Below are 19,843 nucleotides of genomic sequence, written 5' to 3' on the forward strand. Positions count from 1 at the left end.
GACGAACGCATGCAAGAACCGGTTGTGGGGCAGGCTGGTTGTGGGGCCGGTCCGGGGGGGCGGTCCGGGGGCGGTCCGGGCGGCCTGTCCGCGGGTCGCTTCAGCGGGGGCGGCGGCGGGGGTCGACCAGGCCGGGGCCACCCATGGAAGCCGAGACGGAGGCCGCCTCACGCAGGCCGTCGGCTGCCGCGACGGTCATCCGCGACAACGAGGCGATGTCGGGGGTGCGCCCGGCGGTGGCGGTGCCGTGCAGGTGGTCGAGGTGGTGGCGCAGGACCTGGCTGCAGTTGCTCCGGAAGCGCTCGGTGGAGGCTTGGGTGGCGATCCACTCGGGATCGTCGACCCGGGCTTCACGGATCCAGTCGAGGGCGGGGGTGGCCGCGACCAGCAGCTCGGCCAGCTCGGGGTACTGCCGGGCCGGGCCCAGGCTGCGAGGACCGAGGTAGCGCCCGCACTGGCAGGGGCAGAGGGTGGCACTGCTGGGGGGAGTGGTGGTGGCCGCCATGAACTGATTGTGACCCATCTGCCACGCAAAGTGGGCACAATCGCGCCCTCTGGGGCCAAAACGAGCCGTACGGCCTAGGCGCGCCGCTCAGAGCTCGACGTGCACCGCGTGGGGGTGGGCGAGGGTGATCCGGGCATCGTGGAGGTCGGCCTCGAAGACGTGGCCTCCTGTGGAGCGATCCGCGGCCAGGAGGTGCAGGTGGAAGCCGGCGAACTCGAGGTCGCCGGCGTCGGGCGGGAAGCAGAACCCGACCATCGTGCCGACCAGCTCGGGGACGGTGAAGTCGTGCTGGTCGGTGGCGAGCACCTCGGCCAGGGGCCGGTAGGGCGGGTGCTGGCGGGCGACCGATCGAAAGCGCACCGGCGCGAAGCGGCCCTCGACCCGCAGGGCGTAGCAGCCGTCGGGATCGGGCAGGTGCTCGCGGACGAGGGCCTCGAACCCGGCCCGGTCGAGAGGCCCGGTGACGTCGATGGTGGTCGCCTCGACCAGGTCGCAGAGCACGGCGAAGGGGACCCGGGCGGTGTCGGGGGCGAGCCGGGCCACGCCGTCGACGTCGATGTCCCAGAACTCGCCGTCGACGACGACGAGCTCGCCGTCGAGGCCCTCGAGGGTGCCGATCCCGAAGTGGCCGAGCGGGCGCAGGTCGCCGACGGTGACGTCGCCCTCGTACGCGCCGGCCTGCACGTCCTGGGCGGTGTGGATCTGGATGATGTCGCCGGGGTCGTGGTCCTCGTCGGTGAGCTGGTCGCTGCGGAAGGTGTGCACGCGCAGGCGGTGGGCGAGGACGGGGTCGATCGTCACGGTCGTGGACCCTACCGACGAGCGGCGCCGTGTCGGGGTGGAAGTCGTCGGGCTGGTCGGGGAGCGGGCTCGATGTGGCTGCGCCCCAGGGGCCGGACCGGGCAGGCTGGATGTTGGCGGGCTGGTCGGGGACCGGGCGCGATGTCGTCGGTCTCGAGGGATCGGACCGGGCGGGGGTGCCGGGCTGGCTCTGGGCGGGAGCGGTGGCGCCGGCTCGCGTCACAGGCTCGCGTCACAGCGGGGTGGCGGAGCGAGCCGGTGTGGAGTCGCGCGAGGATCGGCGCTGGTCGCGTCGGCGGCGTGGCCGCTGCGGTGGGGATGCCGGCCGGGGTGGCCGACGTCGGCTCCGCAGCGCGTCGTGCCGACCAGGCCCGGCCCGCCCGGCCCGATCCCCGAACGGAGGCTCTCGATCGCTGTGACGTCCAGGATCTTCGACATCCCCGGTCTGCCCGCTCCGGCCCGACGAGCGCTGGTCCGCAACGGCTTGACGTCGTTCGAGGCCGTGGCGGCCTGCGACGAACGAGACCTCGCGGTCCTCCATGGTGTGGGCCAGCGCACCATCGAGGTGTTGCGTCGTGCCCTGGCCGAGCAGGGTCGAGGCTTCGGCGACCCCACCCCTCCGACTCGCTGACGGACTCGATCGCTGGCAGTCGCCGTGCGCGTACCTGTCGGATTTCGGCGCCGACAGGTGACGCCCTTTACCGCCAGGTTCGCGAGGGGGCGTGGCTGTCGGCGTTGGGCGTCGAGGGGTGGTGCTCCTTTTCCGACAGGTGCGCGAGTGAGTTGCGGGAGGGATGGCGCGCGGGGAGGGGGGTGAGCGGCGGGGGCTCGAGGAGGCGAACGCCCGGAGAGGTGGGCGCCCCGGGGGCGGCTACTCGTAGGTGAGCCAGGGGCCGGCGAGGGGTTGCTGGCCCCGGCCGGGGACGGTCCAGTCGCACACGCCGTCGGGGAAGATGGCGGCCAGGCGCTCGGCCTGGGCGGGGGTGAAGTCGACGGCGTAGACGTCGGAGGCGGCGTCGGCCGGCACGAGGGTGCAGGCGATGGTGGTGCCCACCAGCGGGGCCCCGGCCTGCTGGCGGGGGTCGGCGTGGAGGGGGAAGGCCTCGTTGCAGGGGCCGTCGAGCTCGTAGGCCTCGGGCCCGGTGAGCACGGCGCCGTCGGGGAGGCGGCAGCGGTCGGCGCCGTCGCCGGGGCGGGCCTCGGCCAGCAGGGCGGCGCGCACCGAGATGGCTCGCATCTCGTCGGGCGATGCCACGGCGCTCGGGCGGGCCCGGGCGTCATCCGCGTCACCCGAGTCGTCCGCCTCAGCCGAGTCGGCGGTGGGGGGAGGGTCGGTGTCGGGCGCGGCGGGCACGAGCGACCAGGCGCCGCTCCACGGGTCGCCGGCGCGGGGGACGGCCTCCACGCCGCCGTAGGAGTCTGCGGCCAGGGCGTCGGCGTCGGTGAGCCACTCGTCGAGGAGGCGGACGGCTTCGAGGGTGGTGTTGTCGTGGCCCAGGGCGGCACCGAGGAGGCTGGCCAGATCGGTGATGCCGGGCCTCGACCACATGACGAGGTTGGGGTTGGCGGTGCCGTCGCGGAGGGCCAGGCGGTCGCGGATGGCGTAGAGGCGTTGGCGGTCGTGGATGTCGCCGACGGGGTCGTTGTAGACGCCGATGAGCAGCACGGGGACGTCGACCAGGCCCCCGGCGCCGTCGTGGGTGAGCGCTCCGCCGGTGGCGGTGGCGCTGCCGGCGGTGAGGCGTCCGTCGCGGTAGACGCGCTCGAGCACCTCGTCGGAGGCACGGGTGCGGGTGGGCTGCCAGTTGCCGTCGACGTCGTAGCCGCCGATGCCCTCGTTGAGGTCGAGGAACTCGTCGACGGAGAGCACGCCCTCGTTGAGGGCGTCGAGCCCGTACTGCACGCCGGTGTTGTCGAGCGGGCTGAGGGCGTAGCCGGTCTCGCGGTCGGTGCCGAGGAGGTTGACGTTGGAGTCCTGCAGGGTGCAGCGCACGCCGCGGGGGTTCCTGTCGGGGTCGTACTCCTGCCCGGCGTCGAAGAGGGCTTCGGCGCAGCCGACCGACGGGTCGATGTTCTGCAGGTAGGTGGCCCGCCAGAAGGCGCAGGTGGTGGGGGAGGCGAAGCCGCTGATGGCCAGGCGCTGCTCGTCGGTGAGGTCGGCGCCCTCACCCGCGCCCTCGCCCGCGGCGTCGGACGGGTCGGCGCTGGTGCCGCCACCGAGCGCCAGCTCGAGCAGGGCGCCCAGCCCGCCGAGGCCGGTGCCGGCGTCGCCGTACCAGCGGCCCAGGAGCCCGCAGTCGGCCACGCCGCCGGCGATGCTCATGGCGTCGGGGAAGGGGATGGACGGGGCGACGGCGTCGAGCAGGCCGGGGTAGTTCTGGGCGATGAGGAGCTGTTGGATGGCGCCGCCGGAGCCGCCCTCGCCGATGGTGTAGCGGGGCAGGCCGTAGGCCTCGCTGAAGTGCTCCTTGGCCACCATGACGGTCTCGGCGGCCACGACGTCGTTGCAGGCGGTGGCGAAGGTGGTGAGCGACGAGGCCGCCACCGCGTAGCCGTCGGCCAACAGGTCGGTGGCCAGGGCCGCACCGCTCTCCTCGCCCTGGCCGAAGGTGGCACCGCAGCCGCCGCCGAAGCGGTAGACGAGCCGGCCGTTCCACGCCGAGTCGTCCCACGCCCGCACCGGGGTGGGCCCGGGCGTGGTGCCGGCGGGGGCCCCGGGGTGGGGGTCGAGCATGGCGAAGGTGGTGATCGAGCGGTTGAGCACCGCCGTCTCGAGGCGAACGATGAAGGGACGGTCGCCGTCGAGCACGGCGACGTCGTCGGGCACCACCGCGGGGTCGGCGAGGTCGCGCAGCGTGCCGCTGGTGGTGCGATACATCCATCGGACCTGGCTGCGGGCCCAGCAGTCGTCCTCGGGCGGCCCCAGGCCGGCGGCTTCGGTGGTGCACACGAAGGGGCTCAGCTGGGGCCCGGAGATGAGGGGGCCGTCGACGGGGTGCACGTCGACGGTGAGCTCGGCTGCCTCGTCGTCGAGCGCCGCGGTGATGGTGCTCTCGCCGAGGGGGAGGCCCTGCACCACACCGACGAGGCGGGGTGGGGCGTCGGGGGCGGCGTGGGGGTCGTCGGAGAAGGTGAAGGCCGAGGTGACGTCGCGGCCGTCGACGTCGACGGAGACGTCGTCGAGCGACAGGCCGGTGGGGGAGTCGATGCCGACGAGCACGTTGCCGTTGGTGACGTAGGCGGCCGGGGTGGACAGCGACAGGATGCGCAGGGGGGCGTCGGGGTCGACGGAGGGGGCGACCGGGCCCGGACGGTCGGCCTCGTCGCCGCCACCGGTGCAGGCGGCGGCCACCAGCGCCAGCGCCACGACCACCACCAGCCCCCTGAGCGCTCGAAGGGGACGAGCGGGCGGCGTGGTGAGGCGGCGGTGAGCGATCGGCATCGACCGCAGACGCTACGGCACGGCCGTGCCCTCGGCCGGGCACCCCGGCGCAATCCCGGGCCGACGCCTGGGGAAGGCCGACGCCGAACCCGGGCATCGGGAGGCGCCGGGTCAGGTTCTCGCCAGGGTGGCGGAGCCACCGCGGAGAGCGTGCCTATGCTCGCCCTCCATGACCAGGCGAGGTGGGGCTTCCAGCGGCGAGCCGAAGACGGCCGACGTGCTGTTGGAGGTGACCATCCGCCTGCTCGGCGAGCACGGTGAGGGCGGTCTGCGCGTCGAGGACGTGCTCAGCGAGGCCGGTGCGTCGCCCAGCTCGCTGTACCACCACTACGGCAACCGCGACGGGCTGATCGAGGCGGCCCGGGTGATCATGTTCACCCGATCGGTCGCGAGCGACATCGAGGTGCTGCGGACCATCCTCGACGAGTCCGAGACGGGATCGGAGCTGCTCGAGCGGATCCTGCAGGTCAACCGGGCCGTCCAGGATCCGAACCGCGCCCCGCGACGGCGCGAGCGCTTGGCCATCCTGGGCTCGGCGGCCGACCGGCCGGCGCTGTGGGCGGCGCTGAGCGAGCAGCAGGACAACCTCACCGCGGTGACCGCCGAGCTGATCCGAGACGCCCAGGAGCGGGGCCTGATGCGCTCGGACCTCGATGCGCGGGCGGTGGCCTACTTCATCCAGGCCTACACGTTCGGCAGGGTGCTGTCGGACGTGGCGAGCGAGCCGGTGGACCCCGACGAGTGGATGCGGGTGGTGGATCTCGTGGTGAGCCAGTGGATCGTCACCGACGCCGACACCCCGACGAGCCCCCCCCGCCGCCGCCGGCGCCCCGCTCGCTAGCCGCAGCCTTTCCTGGGGTCGTCGTGCCCCTCCTCCTAGTTGCATGGTTTCGGCGTGCTCCAGCACGCCGAAACCATGCAAGAAGCCGATGGGTGGGAACGCGGAGAAGGCCGGCCTCCTCGGAGGCCGGCCTTCACCGGTACAGGGGTCAGTCGTTGCCGACGATCCCCGTCACATGGCGGGAGTCAGTTCAGGCAGTGGCTCGCTTGCGCACCGCGAAGGTGACGAGGGCGCCGACGGCCAGCAGGGCGATGCCGAGCTGGGCGATGGGGGCGGAGTCGCCACCGGTGTAGGGCAGGGCGCCAGCGGCGACCGGAGCGGGAGCCGGGCAGGGCACGTTGATGACCGACGAGCGGGACACGCCGCCGCCGGTGGCGACGAGGGTGTAGGTGCCGCACTCGGCCGGCATGGTGAAGGTGAAGGTGCAGTTGCCGGCGCCGTCGGTGGTGACCGAACCGAGAGCGGCACCGTTGAGGGTGAAGTCGACGGCCGTGTCCGGCGGGAAGCCGACGCAGCGGGTGGTGACCTCACCGAGGACCTGCGCCGTGGGCGGGGTCTCGATGGTGGCACCGGAGTACTCCTGCGCGCTGGCGGTGCCAGCGAAGGCGAAGATTCCGGCGAGCACGATCGCCAAGGCGGCGATCGAACGGGTGAGCTTGGTCATGGGGGGACCCTTTCGTCTGGGTGTTCGGACGACGGGCCTCCCGCCACGCCGTGCGGCAATGCTCCTACAGCCAGCACCACCTGGTCAATCACCGTAGTGCAATTCCTCCGCCCGTAGGGGGTTCTTCTTGGTCGGGGCCCGCGATGGCCGTCCATCGCTGCCCGACGGTGGATCGCGCTCGGGGGCATCCGCTCGGACGAGCTCCTGGGCGGAGAGCGCCCCGCGTGAGCTCGTGGGCTCGCTCAGCCGCCGATGGAGAACGGGGGGCCGAGGGGGCCCTCGAACTGCGGCGCCGCGCCCAGGTCGGGGGCACCTTCGATGCGCACCGTGAGCTGGTCGGGGTTGGCGGTGGGCTGGGGGAGCACCTCGAGGCGGTAGGGCCACGACGGCACCACCCCGGACAGCTCGAACACCACGGTGCGGGTGGCGCCGGGGCCCACGTCGACGGTGGTGGAGTACACGGGTTGGCCGAACTCGGTCTGGGCCTGCACCCCACCGGGCCGGCCGTCGACGGTGACGGTGTCGAGGCGGTGGGGGGAGTGGAGGGTGACCACCTGGCGGTTGGTGCCGAAGGGCAGGTCGTTTCTGTTGCCGAGGATGTAGCGGGGGAGGCCGTCGGCGGGGGCGTCGTTGCGCAGCGCGACGGTGATCGTGGAGGTGAGGGCGCCGGTCTCGGGGTCGACGACGGTGGCCACGTCGATGTCGCGGAACAAGAAGGTGTCGATCTTGTTGGCCAGCAGGTTGGCCGAGCGCACCGAGAGCACGTCGGAGCCGTCGGGCACCGACCACCGACCCGACAGGCCGATGCGGTCGAAGAAGGCCTCGGGTCGCTCGTCGAACACCGACACGCGCAGGTGGCCGTCCTCGACGAGGGGGCCGAGGACGTCGGTGAGGTCGGTGATGCCGGGCAGGGGCCGGGAGGTGAGGGCGCTGAAGGTGGCGTCGGCCACGTCGCTCAGCAGCTCGCGGCGGTTCGGGTTGTCGCCGTCGAAGCGCACGTACTGCTCGACGAGGAGGAACTGCTCGGCGTTGTCGGCGCCGATGGTGAGCGTCTCGCCCTCGACCTCCACCTCCACCGGGCCGGTGAGGCGCAGCAGCCCGGCCAGGGCGGCGGGGTCGGCGTAGATGGCCCCGTCGATCTCGGTGCCGGCGGGCGTCTGGGGGTAGAGCTGGCCGATGACGTCGCGGTTGGTGGGCCAGTCCGGGCTGGCGCCGGTGTTGCCCACGAAGACCTCGACGAAGTAGGCGCCGTAGCGCTCCTCCCAGTCGGGGGGTGGGTCGAAGGCGTAGGGCGCGGCGAAACCGCCCTCGGGGTAGAGGCGGCCGATGTTGCCGGTCTCGACCAGGTTCAGGTCGCCGTCGGTGACGTCGAGCAGGCCGAAGGCGCCGATGAAGCCGCCGCCGTCCCGGCTCTCGGCCGGAGTGGACATGGCCACGAAGTAGCGGGCGGTGCCGTCGGCGCCGAGCAGGGCGGGGGCCACGGCGAGGGCCTCGGCCGCCAGCTCGGTCTGCTGGGACACATCGGCCAGCTCCTCGCGGAAGCGGTCGAGCTCGTCGTCGACCAGCCCGACCAGCCAGGGGGAGCGCACCGAGTCGACGGCGTCGAGGGCGCCGGTGACGGTGGTGGCGGAGTCGGCCACCGGCTCCTGCAGGGCCACGATCTGGGCCAGGTCGACCTGGCCGCCTTCGGCGGTGAGGGTGCGGTAGTCGGCGGTGGAGGCGGTGATGGCGGCGCTGTCGCCGAGGTCACCGCCGGCGGAGGCCACGGCGCGCAGGGCGTCGACGTGCTGGCCGACGACGGGCACGTAGCGGCCGGCCCAGGTGAGGGGTCCCTCGAGGCGGTCGGAGGCCCGTTCGAAGTCGAGGGCGGCCAGGCCGAAGCTCTCGGCCGCGGCCGGGGTGTCGCCGGCCCGGATCAGGTCGAGGCCGTTGGTGGCCTGGTCCTCACCGGCTTCGAGTCGGGTGCGGGACTCGAGGGCGGCCACCGCGGCGCCGATCGACGCCAGGGCGACCACGGCGACCACCACGTAGGTGGCGCGGCGGGCGACCTTGCGTTCGCGGGTGCGGGCCATGCGGTAGCCGGACCACACGGCGGGCAGCACCGCGGCCGCGCCGACGAGGGTGGGGAGGCCCACGAAGCCGTAGTCGGGGCCGCGCAGCAGGGCCTGCACGGCGAAGGCGCCGATGAGGGCGGCGGTGAGGCGGTCACGGCGGTCGGAGAACACCACGATGCCGACCAGCAACAGGGCGGCCACGGCGCTGACCTTGGCGGTGGCGTCGCCGCCGATGCCGACCACGGCCGCCACGCCGCCCAACCAGATGAGGGCCCAACGCCGGGCCCGGGAGGCGGCGAACACGACACCGGCGCCGAGCAGGGCGCACCACACCACGTCGGCGGCGCGCAGGCCCACCGGACGGGCGGGGGACAGGGCGGCCTCGATGGCCGAGACGGCGGCGACCACGGCGATGAGGGTGGGGGTCAGCTCGCGCAGCTTGCGGGCCAGGGGGCTGCTGGGCCGCCGGGCTCGTGCTCTCGTGCCCGGTCCGCTCGGCCCCCGGCCCGGTCCGGCGTCGCCGGCCGTTCCCCCGTCGCCCCAGTCGTCGCCTTCGTCCTCCGGGTCCTGGCCTGCACCCCCCGCGGAGGCGGCGGCCGCCGTCGCCCGCTGCTCGTCCACGAGGTCCGAGAAGAGGTCGCCCAGGTCGTGGCCGCCCGGGTCATGGTCGCGGCGGTCGGCGCCCGGGTCGGGGCCAACGCCCTCGCCAGGCGCCGTGGGGCGGCCGGAGAAGCGGGGATCGCGGGGGTCGGGGGGAGTGGTCACTCCGAGGCGCGGCCCTCGTCGGCGGTCGTTGTGGCGCCCTCGGTGGTGGCGGTGCCGGTGACGGGGATGGCGTGGTCGGCGCCTTCGTCCATGGCGGCGCTGATCTCGGAGGCCACCGCGGGCGGGAGGTTGGACCAGATGAGCTTGCCGTCGAAGCGGTTGAGCTCGCGCACCGCGGCTTCGTTGTCGGCGAAGTCGGTGAGCAGGCACAGGGCGGCGTGGCCGGGCTCGAGCAGACCTTCCATCTCCTTGATGAAGTCGTCGGAGATGCCCTTGTCGATGATCTTGGCCAGCAGGGCGCCGGCGCCGCCGGTGACGGCACCGGTGACGAGGCCGCCGACGGGGCCGGTGAGCAGGGTGCCGAACAGCAGGCCCCAGAAGGCGCCGCCGAGGCCGCCTTCGACGGGGGTCATGTCGGTGGTCTCCAGCTTGTGGGCCCGGCCGTCGGCGGTCTTGGAGATGACGACGGCGTCGTCGATGCCGAGCTTGCCGTCCTTGGCCAGGCGGCCGGCGGCCATCAACATCTCCTGGGCCTTCATGGGGTCGTCGACGGCGATCACGACGAGCTGCTGGGTCATCGGTGGCGGGGCCTTTCACGCGAGGGGCGGGCCGGCGGCCCGCGACGCGCCGCTCACTCTACGACGCGCCCCGCCGGCGGGAGGGCCGCCTGTCGCCCAGCGTGCGGGCGCCCGGGTCAGCGGGTGCCGAACGCTTCGAGGCGTGCAGGTGCCACTGGTGGAGGTGGCGTTGCGTCTCAGGGCGGGCCGGTTGACCTGAAGGAGGAGCAGCGTGGGGCTTCCGGAGGCGGCGCCGAGCGGCGGTCTAGCATCGCCGGACTTGGGCGAGATGTGGAAGGGACCCGTGGTGTCCGATGCCGCTGCCTCGCGGCGCGCCTCCGCATCGGCCTCAGGGGGCGCGGCGGCGGAGGTCGCGGGCGCGGTGGCGGCAACCTGCACGGTTCCGGTGGACGTGGTGGAGATCGACGGCGGCCATGTCTCGATGCTGCGGTCGCCGCACGCCGAGGCGATGGCGGCGGCCATCGTCGAGCAGGTGGGGGCGTCGTGAGGGTGCTGCGGGTGTCGCACTCGGCGGTCGTGGGTGAGTGGCGTCGGCGGGAGGCCGAGCTGCGCCGCCTGGGGGTGGATGTGGCGCTGGTGTCGGCCAAGGCGTGGGACGAGGGCGGCCGCCGGGTGGTGCTGCAGCCCGAACCGGGGGTGACGGGGGCGCACACCTGGGGTCGCCATCCGTACCGGTTCGTGTACGACCCGCGGCCGGTGTGGCGGGCCCTGCGCTCGGGTCCGATCGACGAGCTCGACGTGCTCGACGTGCACGAGGAGCCGGCGGCCCTGGCCACGGCCGAGGTGCTGGCGCTGGAGTGGTTGTCGCGCCGCCTCCCCGGGCGGGGCCGTCGTCGGGGACGGGCCCGGGTGTGCCTCTACAGCGCCCAGAACATCGCCAAGCGCTATCCGCCGCCGTTCCGGTGGTTCGAGCGGTGGGCCCTGCGCCGGGCCGACGGCGTGCACAGCTGCAACGCCGAGGCCGGGCGGATCGTGGTGGCCAAGGGCTTCTCCGGGATGGTCGCCGACCTCGGCCTGGGCGTCGACCCGCCCCGTGGCGCCCCTCCCGGCGCGTCCCCCGCGGCGTCGGGCGGCGAGTCGTCGAGCCACTCGAACGGTCCGTTGCGGGTGGGCTACGTGGGGCGCCTCGAGTCCTTCAAGGGGGTGGACGTGGCCGTGCGGGCGGTGGCCGCCGTGGCCGACGCCGAGCTGGTGGTGGTGGGCGACGGCCCCGAGCGGGGCGCCCTGGTCGCCCTGGCCGACCGGTCGGGGGTGGCCGATCGGGTGCGGTTCCGGGGCCCGGTCGACCACGACGACCTGGGAGCGGTGTACGCCGCCCTCGACGTGGTCGTCGTCCCATCGCTGGAGACGCCGGCGTGGGTCGAGCAGTTCGGTCGGGTGGCGGTGGAGGCCATGGCCAGCGGGGTGGCGGTGGTGGTGTCCGACAGCGGTGCCCTGCCCGAGGTGGTGGGCGACGGGGCCGAGGTGGTGCCGTGGGGCGACCCCGACGCGTTGGCCGCGGTGCTGGCCCGCCTGGCCGTCGACCCGACCGGCCGGGCCCGGTTGGCCGCCGCCGGACGAGCCCGGGCCGGGCACTTCACCTGGGCGGCGGTGGCGGCACGCCACCGGGCCCTCTACGACGAGGTGGTGGCGTGACCGGGCCGGCCGCCCCCGCCCTGGCGCTCGACGTGGTGGTGGTGAGCCACCGCTCGGCCGACCACCTGGCCGCCTGCCTGGCCGGCCTACCGCCGGAGGCGCACGTGGTGGTGGTGGACAACGCCTCACCGGACGCGTCGGTGGCGGTGGCCGAGGCGGCCGGCGCCGAGGTGGTGGCCGGGGCGGTCAACGCCGGGTTCGCGGCCGGGGCCAACCGGGGGGCCGCCCTCGGGACGGGCGAGGCGGTGCTGTTCCTCAACCCCGATGCGGTCGTCGACGCCGACATGGTGCGGGCCCTGGTGCAGCGCCTGGTCGACGAGCCCGACCTGGCGGTGGTGTCGCCGCGGCTGCGCCACCCCGACGGCTCCCAGCAGCGGGTGTGGTGGCCGTTCCCGTCGCCGGCCTCGGCCTGGTCGGAGGCGATCGGTCGGCACCGGTGGCCGGCGGGACGCCGTGGGCCGTCGGGCCCCAGGGGCGGGGCCGACGACGGCGTCGGTGGCGCCGCCGGGAGAGGGTTCGTCATCGGGGCGTGCTTCTTGGTGCGCCGGTCGGTGTTCGACGCCCTCGGTGGCTTCGACACCCGGTTCTGGCTCTACGGCGAGGAGGCCGAGCTGTGCCGTCGGGCGGTCGACGCCGGCTGGCGGGTGGCCGTGGCCGACGACCTCGAGGCGGCCCACGTGGGTGGGGCCAGCGCCGCGCCGCTGGACCCGGAGGTGTTCGACCACTTCGAGCGGGGCGGCGAGCACTTCGTGGCCGTGCACGCCGGCAAGGCCGCCCTGGTCTCGTACCGACTTGGCCAGCTGCTGGGGGCTGGGGTGCGGGCGGTGGTGCCCGGCTCGCCCGTGCGCCGCACGTTGCACCGGCTGCGGTCGCGGCGCCTGGTCGCCCAGCTGGTGCGGCGGCCCACCTCGGTGGCGCTCGACAGCCCGGCCACACGGGCCCCCGGTCGGGGGCTGGTGGTGTGCTCCCTCGAGCCGTGGGACGAAGTGTGGCGGCGCAACCAGTTCCTGGTGGACACACTGCTGCGGCGCGACCCGGACTTGCGGGTGCTGTTCGTGGAGCCGCCGTTCGACTGGGTGCACGAGCGCCGGCGGGGCGCCGGCCGCCGTCGCCGGCGGGGGTTGCGGCCGGTGCCTGGCGAGGGGCGGGTGGTGCGCGTCGAGCCCGGCAAGGGGTGGCCCCGCCACCTGGGCCCGCTGCGCCTGGGGACGCTGGCCGACCGGTCGCTGCGCCGCCAGGTGCGCGAGGCAGCCGACGAGCTGGGCCTGGTGGCGCCCCGGCTGTGGGTGAACGACGCCCACTACGCCCACCTGGCCACCCGCACCGGGTGGCCGGCGCTCTACGACGTGACCGACGACTGGTCCGAGGCCGGCCGTGGCGATCCCGCCGCGGCGCGGGCGGCGGCCCGGGTGCGCGCCGACGAGGCCAAGCTGTTGGCGGAGTGCGAGGCCGTGGTGGTGTGCTCCGAGGCCCTGGCCGGGCCCCGCCGGGCGGTGCGCCCGGACGTGGAGGTGATCCCCAACGGCGCTGATGTGAGCCGGCTCACGACCCCCCAGCCCCGGCCCGAGGCCATGCCGCCCGCCCCCACGGCGGTGTACGTGGGCACCCTGCACGAGGACCGCCTCGACGTCGACCTGGTAGAGGGCCTGGCGGCCGCCCGGCCCGACATGGCGGTGGTGCTGGTGGGCCCGGACGCCCTGGCACCGGCGGCGCAGGCCCGGCTCGCCACCCACCCGAACGTGCACCTGGTGGGGGCCCGTCCCCAGGGCGAGGTGGCCGGGTGGCTCCAGCACGCGGACGTGGTGGTGGTGCCCCACGTGGTGTCGGCGTTCACCGAGAGCCTCGACCCGATCAAGGCCTACGAGGTGCTGGCCGTGGGCCGCCCCACGGTGGCCACGCCGGTGGCCGGGTTCCGCGACCTGGGCGACCCGGTGCGCACGGTGAGCGCCGAGCGGTTCGTGGCCACGGTCGCCGAACTGGTCGACGCCCGCCCCGTGGCCTCCCGGCCCCGGCCGGTGCCCACCTGGGACGAGCGGGGAGAGGCCTTCGCCGCCGTGCTCGACCGGTTGGGCCGCGCTGGCGGCCCTGGCCGCCACCGCGATCGTCCCCTGCGGGTGGCGCTGGTGACCCACTGCGCCCAGCTCGGGGGCGCCGAGCTGGCCCTCGAGCGCATGGTGCCGGCGGTGCGGGCCCGAGGGGTGGAGGTGGTGGTGGTGCTCGGCGAGCACGGTCCGCTGGCCCACCGGCTGCGCACCGCCGGGGCCACCGTGCTCGTACGCCCCCTCGATCCCCGCCTCGGGGCCACCCGGCGCGACGAGGTGGTCGGATGGTCGGCCCTCTCCCGTGCCGCCCAGGCCGCCCGGGAGGTGGTCCGCCTACGCCGCCTGCTGGTGGAGGTGGGCGCCGACGTGGTGCACACCAACTCGCTCAAGGCCCACCTGTACGGCGGGCTGGCCGGGCGCCTGGCCGGGGCGCCGGTGGTGTGGCACGTGCGCGATCGCATCGCCGCCGACTACCTGCCCCGCCCGGCGGTGGTGGCGCTGCGGGCCCTGGCCCGGCGCCTGCCCTCCGCGGTGGTGGCCAACTCCGAGGCCACCCGGGCCACGCTCGGTGCCGAGGCCGCCCGGGCCACGGTGGTGCACGATGCCCTGCCCGCCGAGCTGGTGGGCGCGCCTCCCGGCCCGGCGGCGTCGCCGGGCGGGGAGGGCCCGGGCCGGTGGGGGGCGAAGACGTCCACCGAAGCGCCGGGGCCCCTCGAGGTGGTGATGGTGGGGCGCCTGGCCCCGTGGAAGGGTCAGCACGTGGTGGTCGACGCGGTGGCCCGGGCGTTCTCGCCGGGGATGGTGCGCCTGCACCTGGTGGGCGCCGCACTGTTCGGCGAGGACGACTACGAGGCGCAGCTGCGCGCCCAGGTCCGCCGCCTCGGCATCGACGACGACGTGGTGTTCACCGGGTTCGTCGACGACGTGCCCGCTCGCCTGGCCGCGGCCGACGTGGTGGTGCACGCGTCGGTGCTGCCCGAGCCGTTCGGGCAGGTGGTCATCGAGGCCATGGCCGCGGGGCGGGCGGTGGTGGCCGCCGACGCCGGCGGACCGGCCGAGGTGGTCACCGACGGCGTGGACGGGCTGTTGGTGGCCCCCGACGACGTAGATGCCCTGGCCGCCGCCCTCGCCCGGCTGGCCGCCGATGCGGACCTGCGGGCCCGGCTCGGCCGCGAGGCGGCGCGCACCGCGGCGGTGTTCACCCCGGCCGCGGTGGCCGAGCGCCTGCTGGGCGTCTACGAGTCCCTGCCCACCCGGCGGTAGACGGCGTCGAGGGCGTCGACGTGGCCCTCGATGGTGAAGGCCTCGGCCCACCGCTGGTGCAGGGCGTCGCCCACGCTCGCCTGCCGTCCCTCGTCGTCGGCCAGGGCCCGCAGCTCGGTGGCCGCCTCGGACGCCGACCCCGGGGTGAACAGCCCGCCGACCCCGGCCGAGCCGACGGTCTCGAGGTGGGCGCCGCCGGCGGCGGCCACCACTGGGGTGCCCGCGGCCATGGCCTCCACCACGGTGAGGCCGAAGGGTTCGGCGGGGGCGGGGGCCACCACGATGGACGCCTCGGCCAGGCGGCGGGGCACGTCGCCGACGAACCCGGCGAAGCGCACCGAGCCCTCGACGCCCCCCGAGCGGGCCAGGGCCTCGAGGCGGGGGCGCTCGGCGCCGTCGCCCACCACGTCGAGGTGCCAGCCCTGCTCGGCCAGGCCGGAGGCGGCCCAGGCCCGCAGGGCGGTGGCGGTGTCCTTCTCGGCCTCCAGACGTTGGGCGACGAGCACCACCGGCCGGCGGGGGCGCGGCGGCTGGGTCCACGGCACCCCGTTGGGCACCACGTGCACGCGGGGGTCGCCGAGGTCGAGCCCGGCGCGCTCGGCCACGAAGGCGCTGATGGCCACCTGGGCGGCGAGGAACCGGGGGAGGAGGCGGTAGAGGCGGGCCCGGCGGCGGCCGGCGCCGCGCTCCTGGGCGAAGTGCACGGTGGCGACGACGGGGGCGTGGTGGCGGGGCCGGGAGGCGACGGCGGCCACCTCGGCGGCGGTCATGTGGGCGTGCACCACGTCGGGTCGCTGCGAACCCAGCGCCCGGGCGGCGGCCGCCGTTGTCGAGGCGGGGGCCCACTCGGCACCGGCGCCGTCCAGCGCGGCGGTCATGGGCAAGTGGGCCCCGCCCAGCACGGTGACCTGGTGGCCGAGCTCGGCCTGGCGGGCGGCCACGTAGGTGACGTAGCGCTCGACGCCGGCGAAGGCGTCGGTGCACACCACGTGCACGACCCTCATGGCCACGATCCGCCCCGAGGGGAGGCGGGGGTCCGCGGGGCTCGACGCACGGGCCGCATGGTACGACGGCTCCAAGACCGTCCCGGGCGCTCGGCGGCGTCGCCTATCGTCCGGGCGATGGCCGCCGCCTTTCGTCGAGTCCTGCCCGCGGGGCTCAAGGGCCGGGTGCGCGAGGCCATCCGGCGCACCGAACGGGGCCGGCGCCTCACCGACGACATCGTCACGCCGACGCCCGAGAAGGCGGCGGGCACGCCCGGTGCGGTCCACGGTCCGGGCATCCCGATCCTGGCCCTGATGGCCACGTGGAACGAGGAGGAGATCGCCTACGCGTCGGTGCGCCACGCCCTCGCCCTCGGGGTGGACGCGGTGTTCGTGCTCGACAACGCCAGCGACGACGCCACCCGCACCGAGGTGGAGGCCGCCGGCGCCACGGTGGTGATGACCTACGCCACCGAGCAGTTCGACGAGGCCTTCAAGTACGAGCTGGTCAACCGGCAGATCCCCCGCCTCACCGCCGAGCGGGGCCTCGACCGGGCCTGGTGGCTGATGCTCGACGCCGACGAGTTCCTGGACGTCCCGGGTGGCTCGCTGCCCGGCTTCCTGGCCGGCGTGGAGGCCGAGGCGAGGGTGGTGGGGGCCCGGGTGTTCGACCACTACCCCTCCGCCCCCGACGGCTACGTGGCTCGCACGAACCCGTTGGCCCAGCAACCGCTGTGCCGGGAGGTGGGCTACGACGCCTGCCGGGCCGGGCACCACAAGCACCCGCTGTTCCTGGTCGACGCCGACGCCCCGCCGATCTCGGTGTCGCCGGGGTTCCACACCCTGCGGGCCCGGGGGCGACTGCGCGAGAGCGCCCGCAGCGTGGTGCTGCACCACCACCCGCTGCGCGACGCCCAGGTGGCTCGGCGCCGCCTCGCCGCCCTGGCGGCCCGTGGCACCACCGCCGACAGCCGCCACCGCCTGCAGGCCGACGGCCACATGCGGGCCCGTCTGGCCTCCCTCGACGCCGTGTACGCCGGCGACTTCGACGCGGTGATCGACCACCGCACCGGGGGGCGGGGCATCCGGGTGCATCCGTGGCCGGAGGTGGCGCCGTGACCTGGTGGCACCTCACCATGCCGTTCTCCACCGACGGCAGCGCGGTGAACAACGTGATCCGCGAGGTCACCCGGGCGGCGGCGGCAGACGGCATCGATTCGGTGGTGGTGGGCTCGCACAACCGCACCTACGAGTTCCCCCACGCCCGGGTGGAGACGGTCGACCACGCCGCCCACCTCGACCACGAGTACCTGACCCGCCCGCAGATGCTGGCCGACGCCGCCCTGGGCCGGGTGGGCCGGGCCCGGCCGTGGGCGGGGCGCCTCTACCGGCCGGCGGCCGAGCAGCTGGGCTCGGTCGACGGGCCGGTGTTCGTGCACGAGGGGTTCTACGGGGCGGTGGCCCCGTCGCTGGTGCGCGCCACCGGCTACGACGGCGGGTTGTTCGTGTACCTGCACGCCCAGGTGTCCAAGACGTACTCGCGGCGCGAGCTGCGGCGCCTGCTCGACCCGGTCGATGCCGTGGTGTGCGTGTCGGGCGCCATGCGCGACGTGCTCGCCGACCGTCTCGGCGGGGGCCGGTGGGCCGACCGGCTGGCGGTGGTCAACAACGCGGTGGACGTGGACCGGTTCACCCCGGCAGTCGCGCAGCCCCACGCCGACGGGTCGGGGCCGCCGGTGGTGCTGTTCGTCGGGGCCATGATCCCCGCCAAGGGCCCCGACGTGCTCCTCGACGCCCTGGTGCTGCTGGCCGAGCGGGGGGTGGAGGTGCAGGCCCGTTTCGTGGGCAGCTCCACCCATGCCCCCGGGCTGCCGCTGAGCCGGTTCGAGCGCCGGCTGCGGCGCCGAGCCGAACGCCTGGGCGACCGGGTGACGTTGGTGCCCTACGTGCCCAACGCCGAGGTGCCCGAGCTGTACCGGGCCGCCGACGTGTTGGTGGTGCCCAGCCAGTTCGCCGACCCGTGCCCGTTGGTGGTGCTGGAGGGGATGGCCTCCGGCCTGGCCGTGGTGGCCACCCCGCGCGGTGGCGCCCCCGAGATCGGCGCCGACGCAGTGGACTACGCCGACGGGGCCGAGGGCCTGGCCGCGGTGCTGGCCGTGCTGGCCACCGACCCGGAGCGCCGGCGGGCCCAGGGTGAGCGCGGTCGCCGCCAGGCCGAGGCCTCGACGTGGGCTCACCGTCTCGAGCGGCTGCGCGCCGTGGTCGACGCGACGGCGGCGGGCGCGGGGTCGGCATCGTGAGCCCCGAGCCGACCGAGCCGACCGAGCCGACCGACGCCACCGCAGCGGCCGGAGCCCGGCCCGCGGTCGACCCCGGGGGCGAGCGGCTGCGCCCGCTGCGCCCGGACTGGCTGATCATCGGCGCCCAGAAGTGCGGGACGACGTCGCTGGCGGTCGCCCTGGGCCGGCACCCCGACATCTTCGTGCCGGCGGGCAAGGAGGCCCACCACTTCGGCACGGTGCACGACGCCGGGGTGGGCGGTGAGGACTACGCCGGGTTCTTCGCCGGATGGCAGGGCGAGCGCCTGATCGGTGAAGCCACCCCCGAGTACCTGTACCTGCCGTCGGCGCCCCGCCAGATCCTCGGCTATCTGCCGGAGGTGAGGCTGGTGGCCATGCTGCGCGACCCGGTGGACCGGGCCTGGTCGGCGTACTGGCACGGGGTGCGCACCGGCGTGATCCGAGGCAGCTTCGAGCAGGCCCTCGACGACGAGGCGCGGGTGCTCGGCCGGGGTCGCTACAGCTTCACGTCGCTGGTCGACCGGGGCCGCTACGTCACCCAGCTGCGGCGTTACGAGGCGGCGGGCCTGGACCGGGCGGCGCTGCACGTGGTGATCTTCGAGGAGCTCGTGGCCGACCCGGTGGCCGGGGTGGAGGCGGTGCAGCGCTTCCTCGGGGTCGAACCGCTGGCGCTGGGCCTGGAGCTGCGCAACCCGGCGCGCCTCAATCGCCTGCCGGCGGTGCTGCGGGGCCCGGTCTGGCGCCGGCGGGGCACCCGGTGGGGGCGCCATGTCTACGGTCGCAGCCTGGTGCCCTTCACCCCGCCGCCGATGGCGCCGGCCACCCGGGCCTGCCTGGTCGAGGCGTTCGCCCCGTACAACGAGGCCCTGGCCACCTGGCTCGGCCGCGATCTGCCCTGGAGCACACCGTGAGTGCCGGCGCCGGCGCCCGCCCGACGGTGTCGGTGGTGATCCCCACCGCGGGCGAGCATCGCCGCTACCGCTTGCAGCTGGCCCTGTTGTCGTTGCAACGGCAACTGTTGCCGGACGATCACCTCGAGGTGGTGGTGGTGCTCGACGGCGAGGACCCGGGCGACTACGTGGTGGTGGCCGACGTGGGCCTCGACGTGACCTTGCTGGCCCAGCCCCAGGCGGGACCGGCCACGGCGCGCAACACGGGGTGGCGGGCGACGTCGGGTGACGTGGTGGCCTTCCTCGACGACGACGTGGCGGTCATGCCGGGGTGGCTCGACGACCTGCGTACGTTCTTCGCCGAGCACCCCGGGGTGGCCGCCGTCGGCGGCACCATCGAGCCGCTGCACCCCCGCAACGTGGTGAGTCGGATGATGACCGACTTCGGCCACCTCGACCACCGCCGCGGGCCCCACGGCAAGCGCCTGCTCACCGCCAACGCTGCTGTCCGGCGCCCGGCCCTCGAGGCCGTGGGCGGGTTCGACGAGTCGTTCCCGCTGGCGGCCGGGGAGGACATGGACCTCTCCGACCGGCTGGGTCGGGCCGGCTTGGTGGTGACCACGACCGAGGGGGCGACCGTGCTGCACGGGCACCCCCGCCGCCCCCGCTCGATGGTGGCCACCGCCCGCCGCTACCGGGCCGGAGGGATTCGACCGGATCTCGACGAGCAGGGGAGCGCGCCCTCGCGGACGCCGTCGGGACCGTCGGTGGTGCCCGGACCGGCAACCGCCCGTCCGGGGGCCTCGAAGCGCGCCGTGACGGCGGCGCGGCGGGTGGTGGCCGACCGGGTGCACCGTCCGGGTCGTCACCCGGCGGTGGTCGACGTGGTGGACCTGGTGGTGTTCGGTCTGCCTCAGCTGCGCCACCTGCCTGACCTGGTGGCGCAGGCGCGGGCCGGCCGCACCCGTCCCGGGCCGCTCACCGCGCTGGTGGAGGCGCTGTTGGAGCTGCGGTGGCGGGTGGAGTTCACCCGCCCGGCGGTCAGGATCGAGCGAACGTGACGAGCGGCGTGTGGTCGCC

The 19,843-nt window shown here is 75.2% G+C and carries 16 protein-coding genes; 9 read left to right on the forward strand and 7 right to left on the reverse strand.

The features are described 5' to 3' along the window. Positions 1-100: 100 nt before the first annotated feature. Together LUW87_RS02540 and LUW87_RS02545 are read right to left on the reverse strand one after the other, a co-directional pair. Positions 101-505: a hypothetical protein gene (locus tag LUW87_RS02540; RefSeq protein WP_232669504.1), complete on the reverse strand. Its 405-nt coding sequence runs from the start codon at positions 503-505 to the stop codon at positions 101-103. Between the two features lie 87 nt (positions 506-592). Then, positions 593-1,306, reverse strand: a complete 714-nt coding sequence (locus tag LUW87_RS02545) for an acetolactate decarboxylase (RefSeq protein ID WP_232669505.1) — start codon at positions 1,304-1,306, stop codon at positions 593-595. A gap of 415 nt (positions 1,307-1,721) precedes the next feature. Between LUW87_RS02545 and LUW87_RS02550 the strand changes: the two genes are divergently transcribed. Then, complete coding sequence (locus LUW87_RS02550) at positions 1,722-1,937, forward strand: helix-hairpin-helix domain-containing protein (protein ID WP_232669506.1); 216 nt, start codon at positions 1,722-1,724, stop codon at positions 1,935-1,937. Positions 1,938-2,177: 240 nt separating this feature from the next. Here the strand turns inward: LUW87_RS02550 and LUW87_RS02555 are convergent, their stop codons facing one another. Further along, the gene (locus LUW87_RS02555; protein WP_232669507.1) at positions 2,178-4,748 is read right to left on the reverse strand and encodes a DUF6351 family protein; all 2,571 of its coding nucleotides are present in this window, start codon (positions 4,746-4,748) and stop codon (positions 2,178-2,180) included. A 169-nt stretch (positions 4,749-4,917) separates the two neighbouring features. Here LUW87_RS02555 and LUW87_RS02560 point away from each other — a divergent pair, with 169 nt between their 5' ends. Then, a complete protein-coding gene (locus LUW87_RS02560; protein WP_232669508.1) occupies positions 4,918-5,589 on the forward strand; it encodes a TetR/AcrR family transcriptional regulator in 672 nt (223 codons plus the stop codon). Positions 5,590-5,779: 190 nt separating this feature from the next. Here the strand turns inward: LUW87_RS02560 and LUW87_RS02565 are convergent, their stop codons facing one another. From LUW87_RS02565 to LUW87_RS02575, 3 genes are all read right to left on the reverse strand, one after another. Beyond that, complete coding sequence (locus LUW87_RS02565; RefSeq protein WP_232669509.1) at positions 5,780-6,253, reverse strand: LPXTG cell wall anchor domain-containing protein; 474 nt, start codon at positions 6,251-6,253, stop codon at positions 5,780-5,782. A gap of 242 nt (positions 6,254-6,495) precedes the next feature. Continuing rightward, positions 6,496-9,072, reverse strand: a complete 2,577-nt coding sequence (locus LUW87_RS18610; protein WP_232669510.1) for a DUF4012 domain-containing protein — start codon at positions 9,070-9,072, stop codon at positions 6,496-6,498. Then, complete coding sequence (locus LUW87_RS02575) at positions 9,069-9,650, reverse strand: DUF1269 domain-containing protein (RefSeq protein WP_232669511.1); 582 nt, start codon at positions 9,648-9,650, stop codon at positions 9,069-9,071. Before LUW87_RS02575 ends, LUW87_RS18610 begins: the two co-directional genes overlap by 4 nt. A gap of 259 nt (positions 9,651-9,909) precedes the next feature. Here LUW87_RS02575 and LUW87_RS02580 point away from each other — a divergent pair, with 259 nt between their 5' ends. From LUW87_RS02580 to LUW87_RS02590, 3 genes are read left to right on the forward strand one after another with little or no spacing between them, the layout of a single operon-like run. Next, positions 9,910-10,137, forward strand: coding sequence for a hypothetical protein (locus tag LUW87_RS02580; protein ID WP_232669512.1), 228 nt, complete (start codon positions 9,910-9,912; stop codon positions 10,135-10,137). Beyond that, positions 10,134-11,285, forward strand: a complete 1,152-nt coding sequence (locus LUW87_RS02585) for a glycosyltransferase (protein ID WP_232669513.1) — start codon at positions 10,134-10,136, stop codon at positions 11,283-11,285. The genes LUW87_RS02580 and LUW87_RS02585 overlap by 4 nt, the downstream gene beginning before the upstream one ends. Further along, positions 11,282-14,590: a glycosyltransferase gene (locus LUW87_RS02590; protein ID WP_232669514.1), complete on the forward strand. Its 3,309-nt coding sequence runs from the start codon at positions 11,282-11,284 to the stop codon at positions 14,588-14,590. Before LUW87_RS02585 ends, LUW87_RS02590 begins: the two co-directional genes overlap by 4 nt. Here the strand turns inward: LUW87_RS02590 and LUW87_RS02595 are convergent. Further along, positions 14,563-15,594, reverse strand: a complete 1,032-nt coding sequence (locus LUW87_RS02595) for a glycosyltransferase family 4 protein (RefSeq protein WP_232669515.1) — start codon at positions 15,592-15,594, stop codon at positions 14,563-14,565. The two genes, LUW87_RS02590 and LUW87_RS02595, sit on opposite strands and share 28 nt — an antisense overlap. 117 nt (positions 15,595-15,711) lie before the next feature. On the opposite strand from LUW87_RS02595, the gene LUW87_RS02600 reads away from it, so the two are divergent. The 4 genes from LUW87_RS02600 to LUW87_RS02615 are packed head-to-tail and all read left to right on the forward strand — an operon-like array spanning position 15,712 to position 19,824. Next, positions 15,712-16,692, forward strand: a complete 981-nt coding sequence (locus LUW87_RS02600) for a glycosyltransferase family 2 protein (RefSeq protein ID WP_232669516.1) — start codon at positions 15,712-15,714, stop codon at positions 16,690-16,692. After that, entirely contained in the window at positions 16,689-17,873 is a 1,185-nt protein-coding gene (locus LUW87_RS02605) for a glycosyltransferase family 4 protein (protein ID WP_232669517.1), read from the forward strand. The genes LUW87_RS02600 and LUW87_RS02605 overlap by 4 nt, the downstream gene beginning before the upstream one ends. Then, the gene (locus LUW87_RS02610; RefSeq protein WP_232669518.1) at positions 17,870-18,784 is read left to right on the forward strand and encodes a sulfotransferase family protein; all 915 of its coding nucleotides are present in this window, start codon (positions 17,870-17,872) and stop codon (positions 18,782-18,784) included. Before LUW87_RS02605 ends, LUW87_RS02610 begins: the two co-directional genes overlap by 4 nt. Further along, positions 18,781-19,824, forward strand: a complete 1,044-nt coding sequence (locus LUW87_RS02615; RefSeq protein WP_232669519.1) for a glycosyltransferase family 2 protein — start codon at positions 18,781-18,783, stop codon at positions 19,822-19,824. The genes LUW87_RS02610 and LUW87_RS02615 overlap by 4 nt, the downstream gene beginning before the upstream one ends. Positions 19,825-19,843: the final 19 nt, after the last annotated feature.

The sequence above is a fragment of the Rhabdothermincola salaria genome (assembly GCF_021246445.1).
Lineage (GTDB): Bacteria > Actinomycetota > Acidimicrobiia > Acidimicrobiales > Acidimicrobilacustridaceae > Rhabdothermincola_A > Rhabdothermincola_A salaria.

What these genes read in the sequence shown, in the direction of transcription:
- LUW87_RS02575 (WP_232669511.1), bottom strand. Translation starts at nt 9,650, where the DNA reads ATGACCCAGCAGCTCGTCGTGATCGCCGTCGACGACCCCATGAAGGCC.
- LUW87_RS02540 (WP_232669504.1), bottom strand. Translation starts at nt 505, where the DNA reads ATGGCGGCCACCACCACTCCCCCCAGCAGTGCCACCCTCTGCCCCTGC.
- LUW87_RS02560 (WP_232669508.1), top strand. Translation starts at nt 4,918, where the DNA reads ATGACCAGGCGAGGTGGGGCTTCCAGCGGCGAGCCGAAGACGGCCGAC.
- LUW87_RS02600 (WP_232669516.1), top strand. Translation starts at nt 15,712, where the DNA reads ATGGCCGCCGCCTTTCGTCGAGTCCTGCCCGCGGGGCTCAAGGGCCGG.
- LUW87_RS02565 (WP_232669509.1), bottom strand. Translation starts at nt 6,253, where the DNA reads ATGACCAAGCTCACCCGTTCGATCGCCGCCTTGGCGATCGTGCTCGCC.
- LUW87_RS02595 (WP_232669515.1), bottom strand. Translation starts at nt 15,594, where the DNA reads ATGAGGGTCGTGCACGTGGTGTGCACCGACGCCTTCGCCGGCGTCGAG.
- LUW87_RS02555 (WP_232669507.1), bottom strand. Translation starts at nt 4,748, where the DNA reads ATGCCGATCGCTCACCGCCGCCTCACCACGCCGCCCGCTCGTCCCCTT.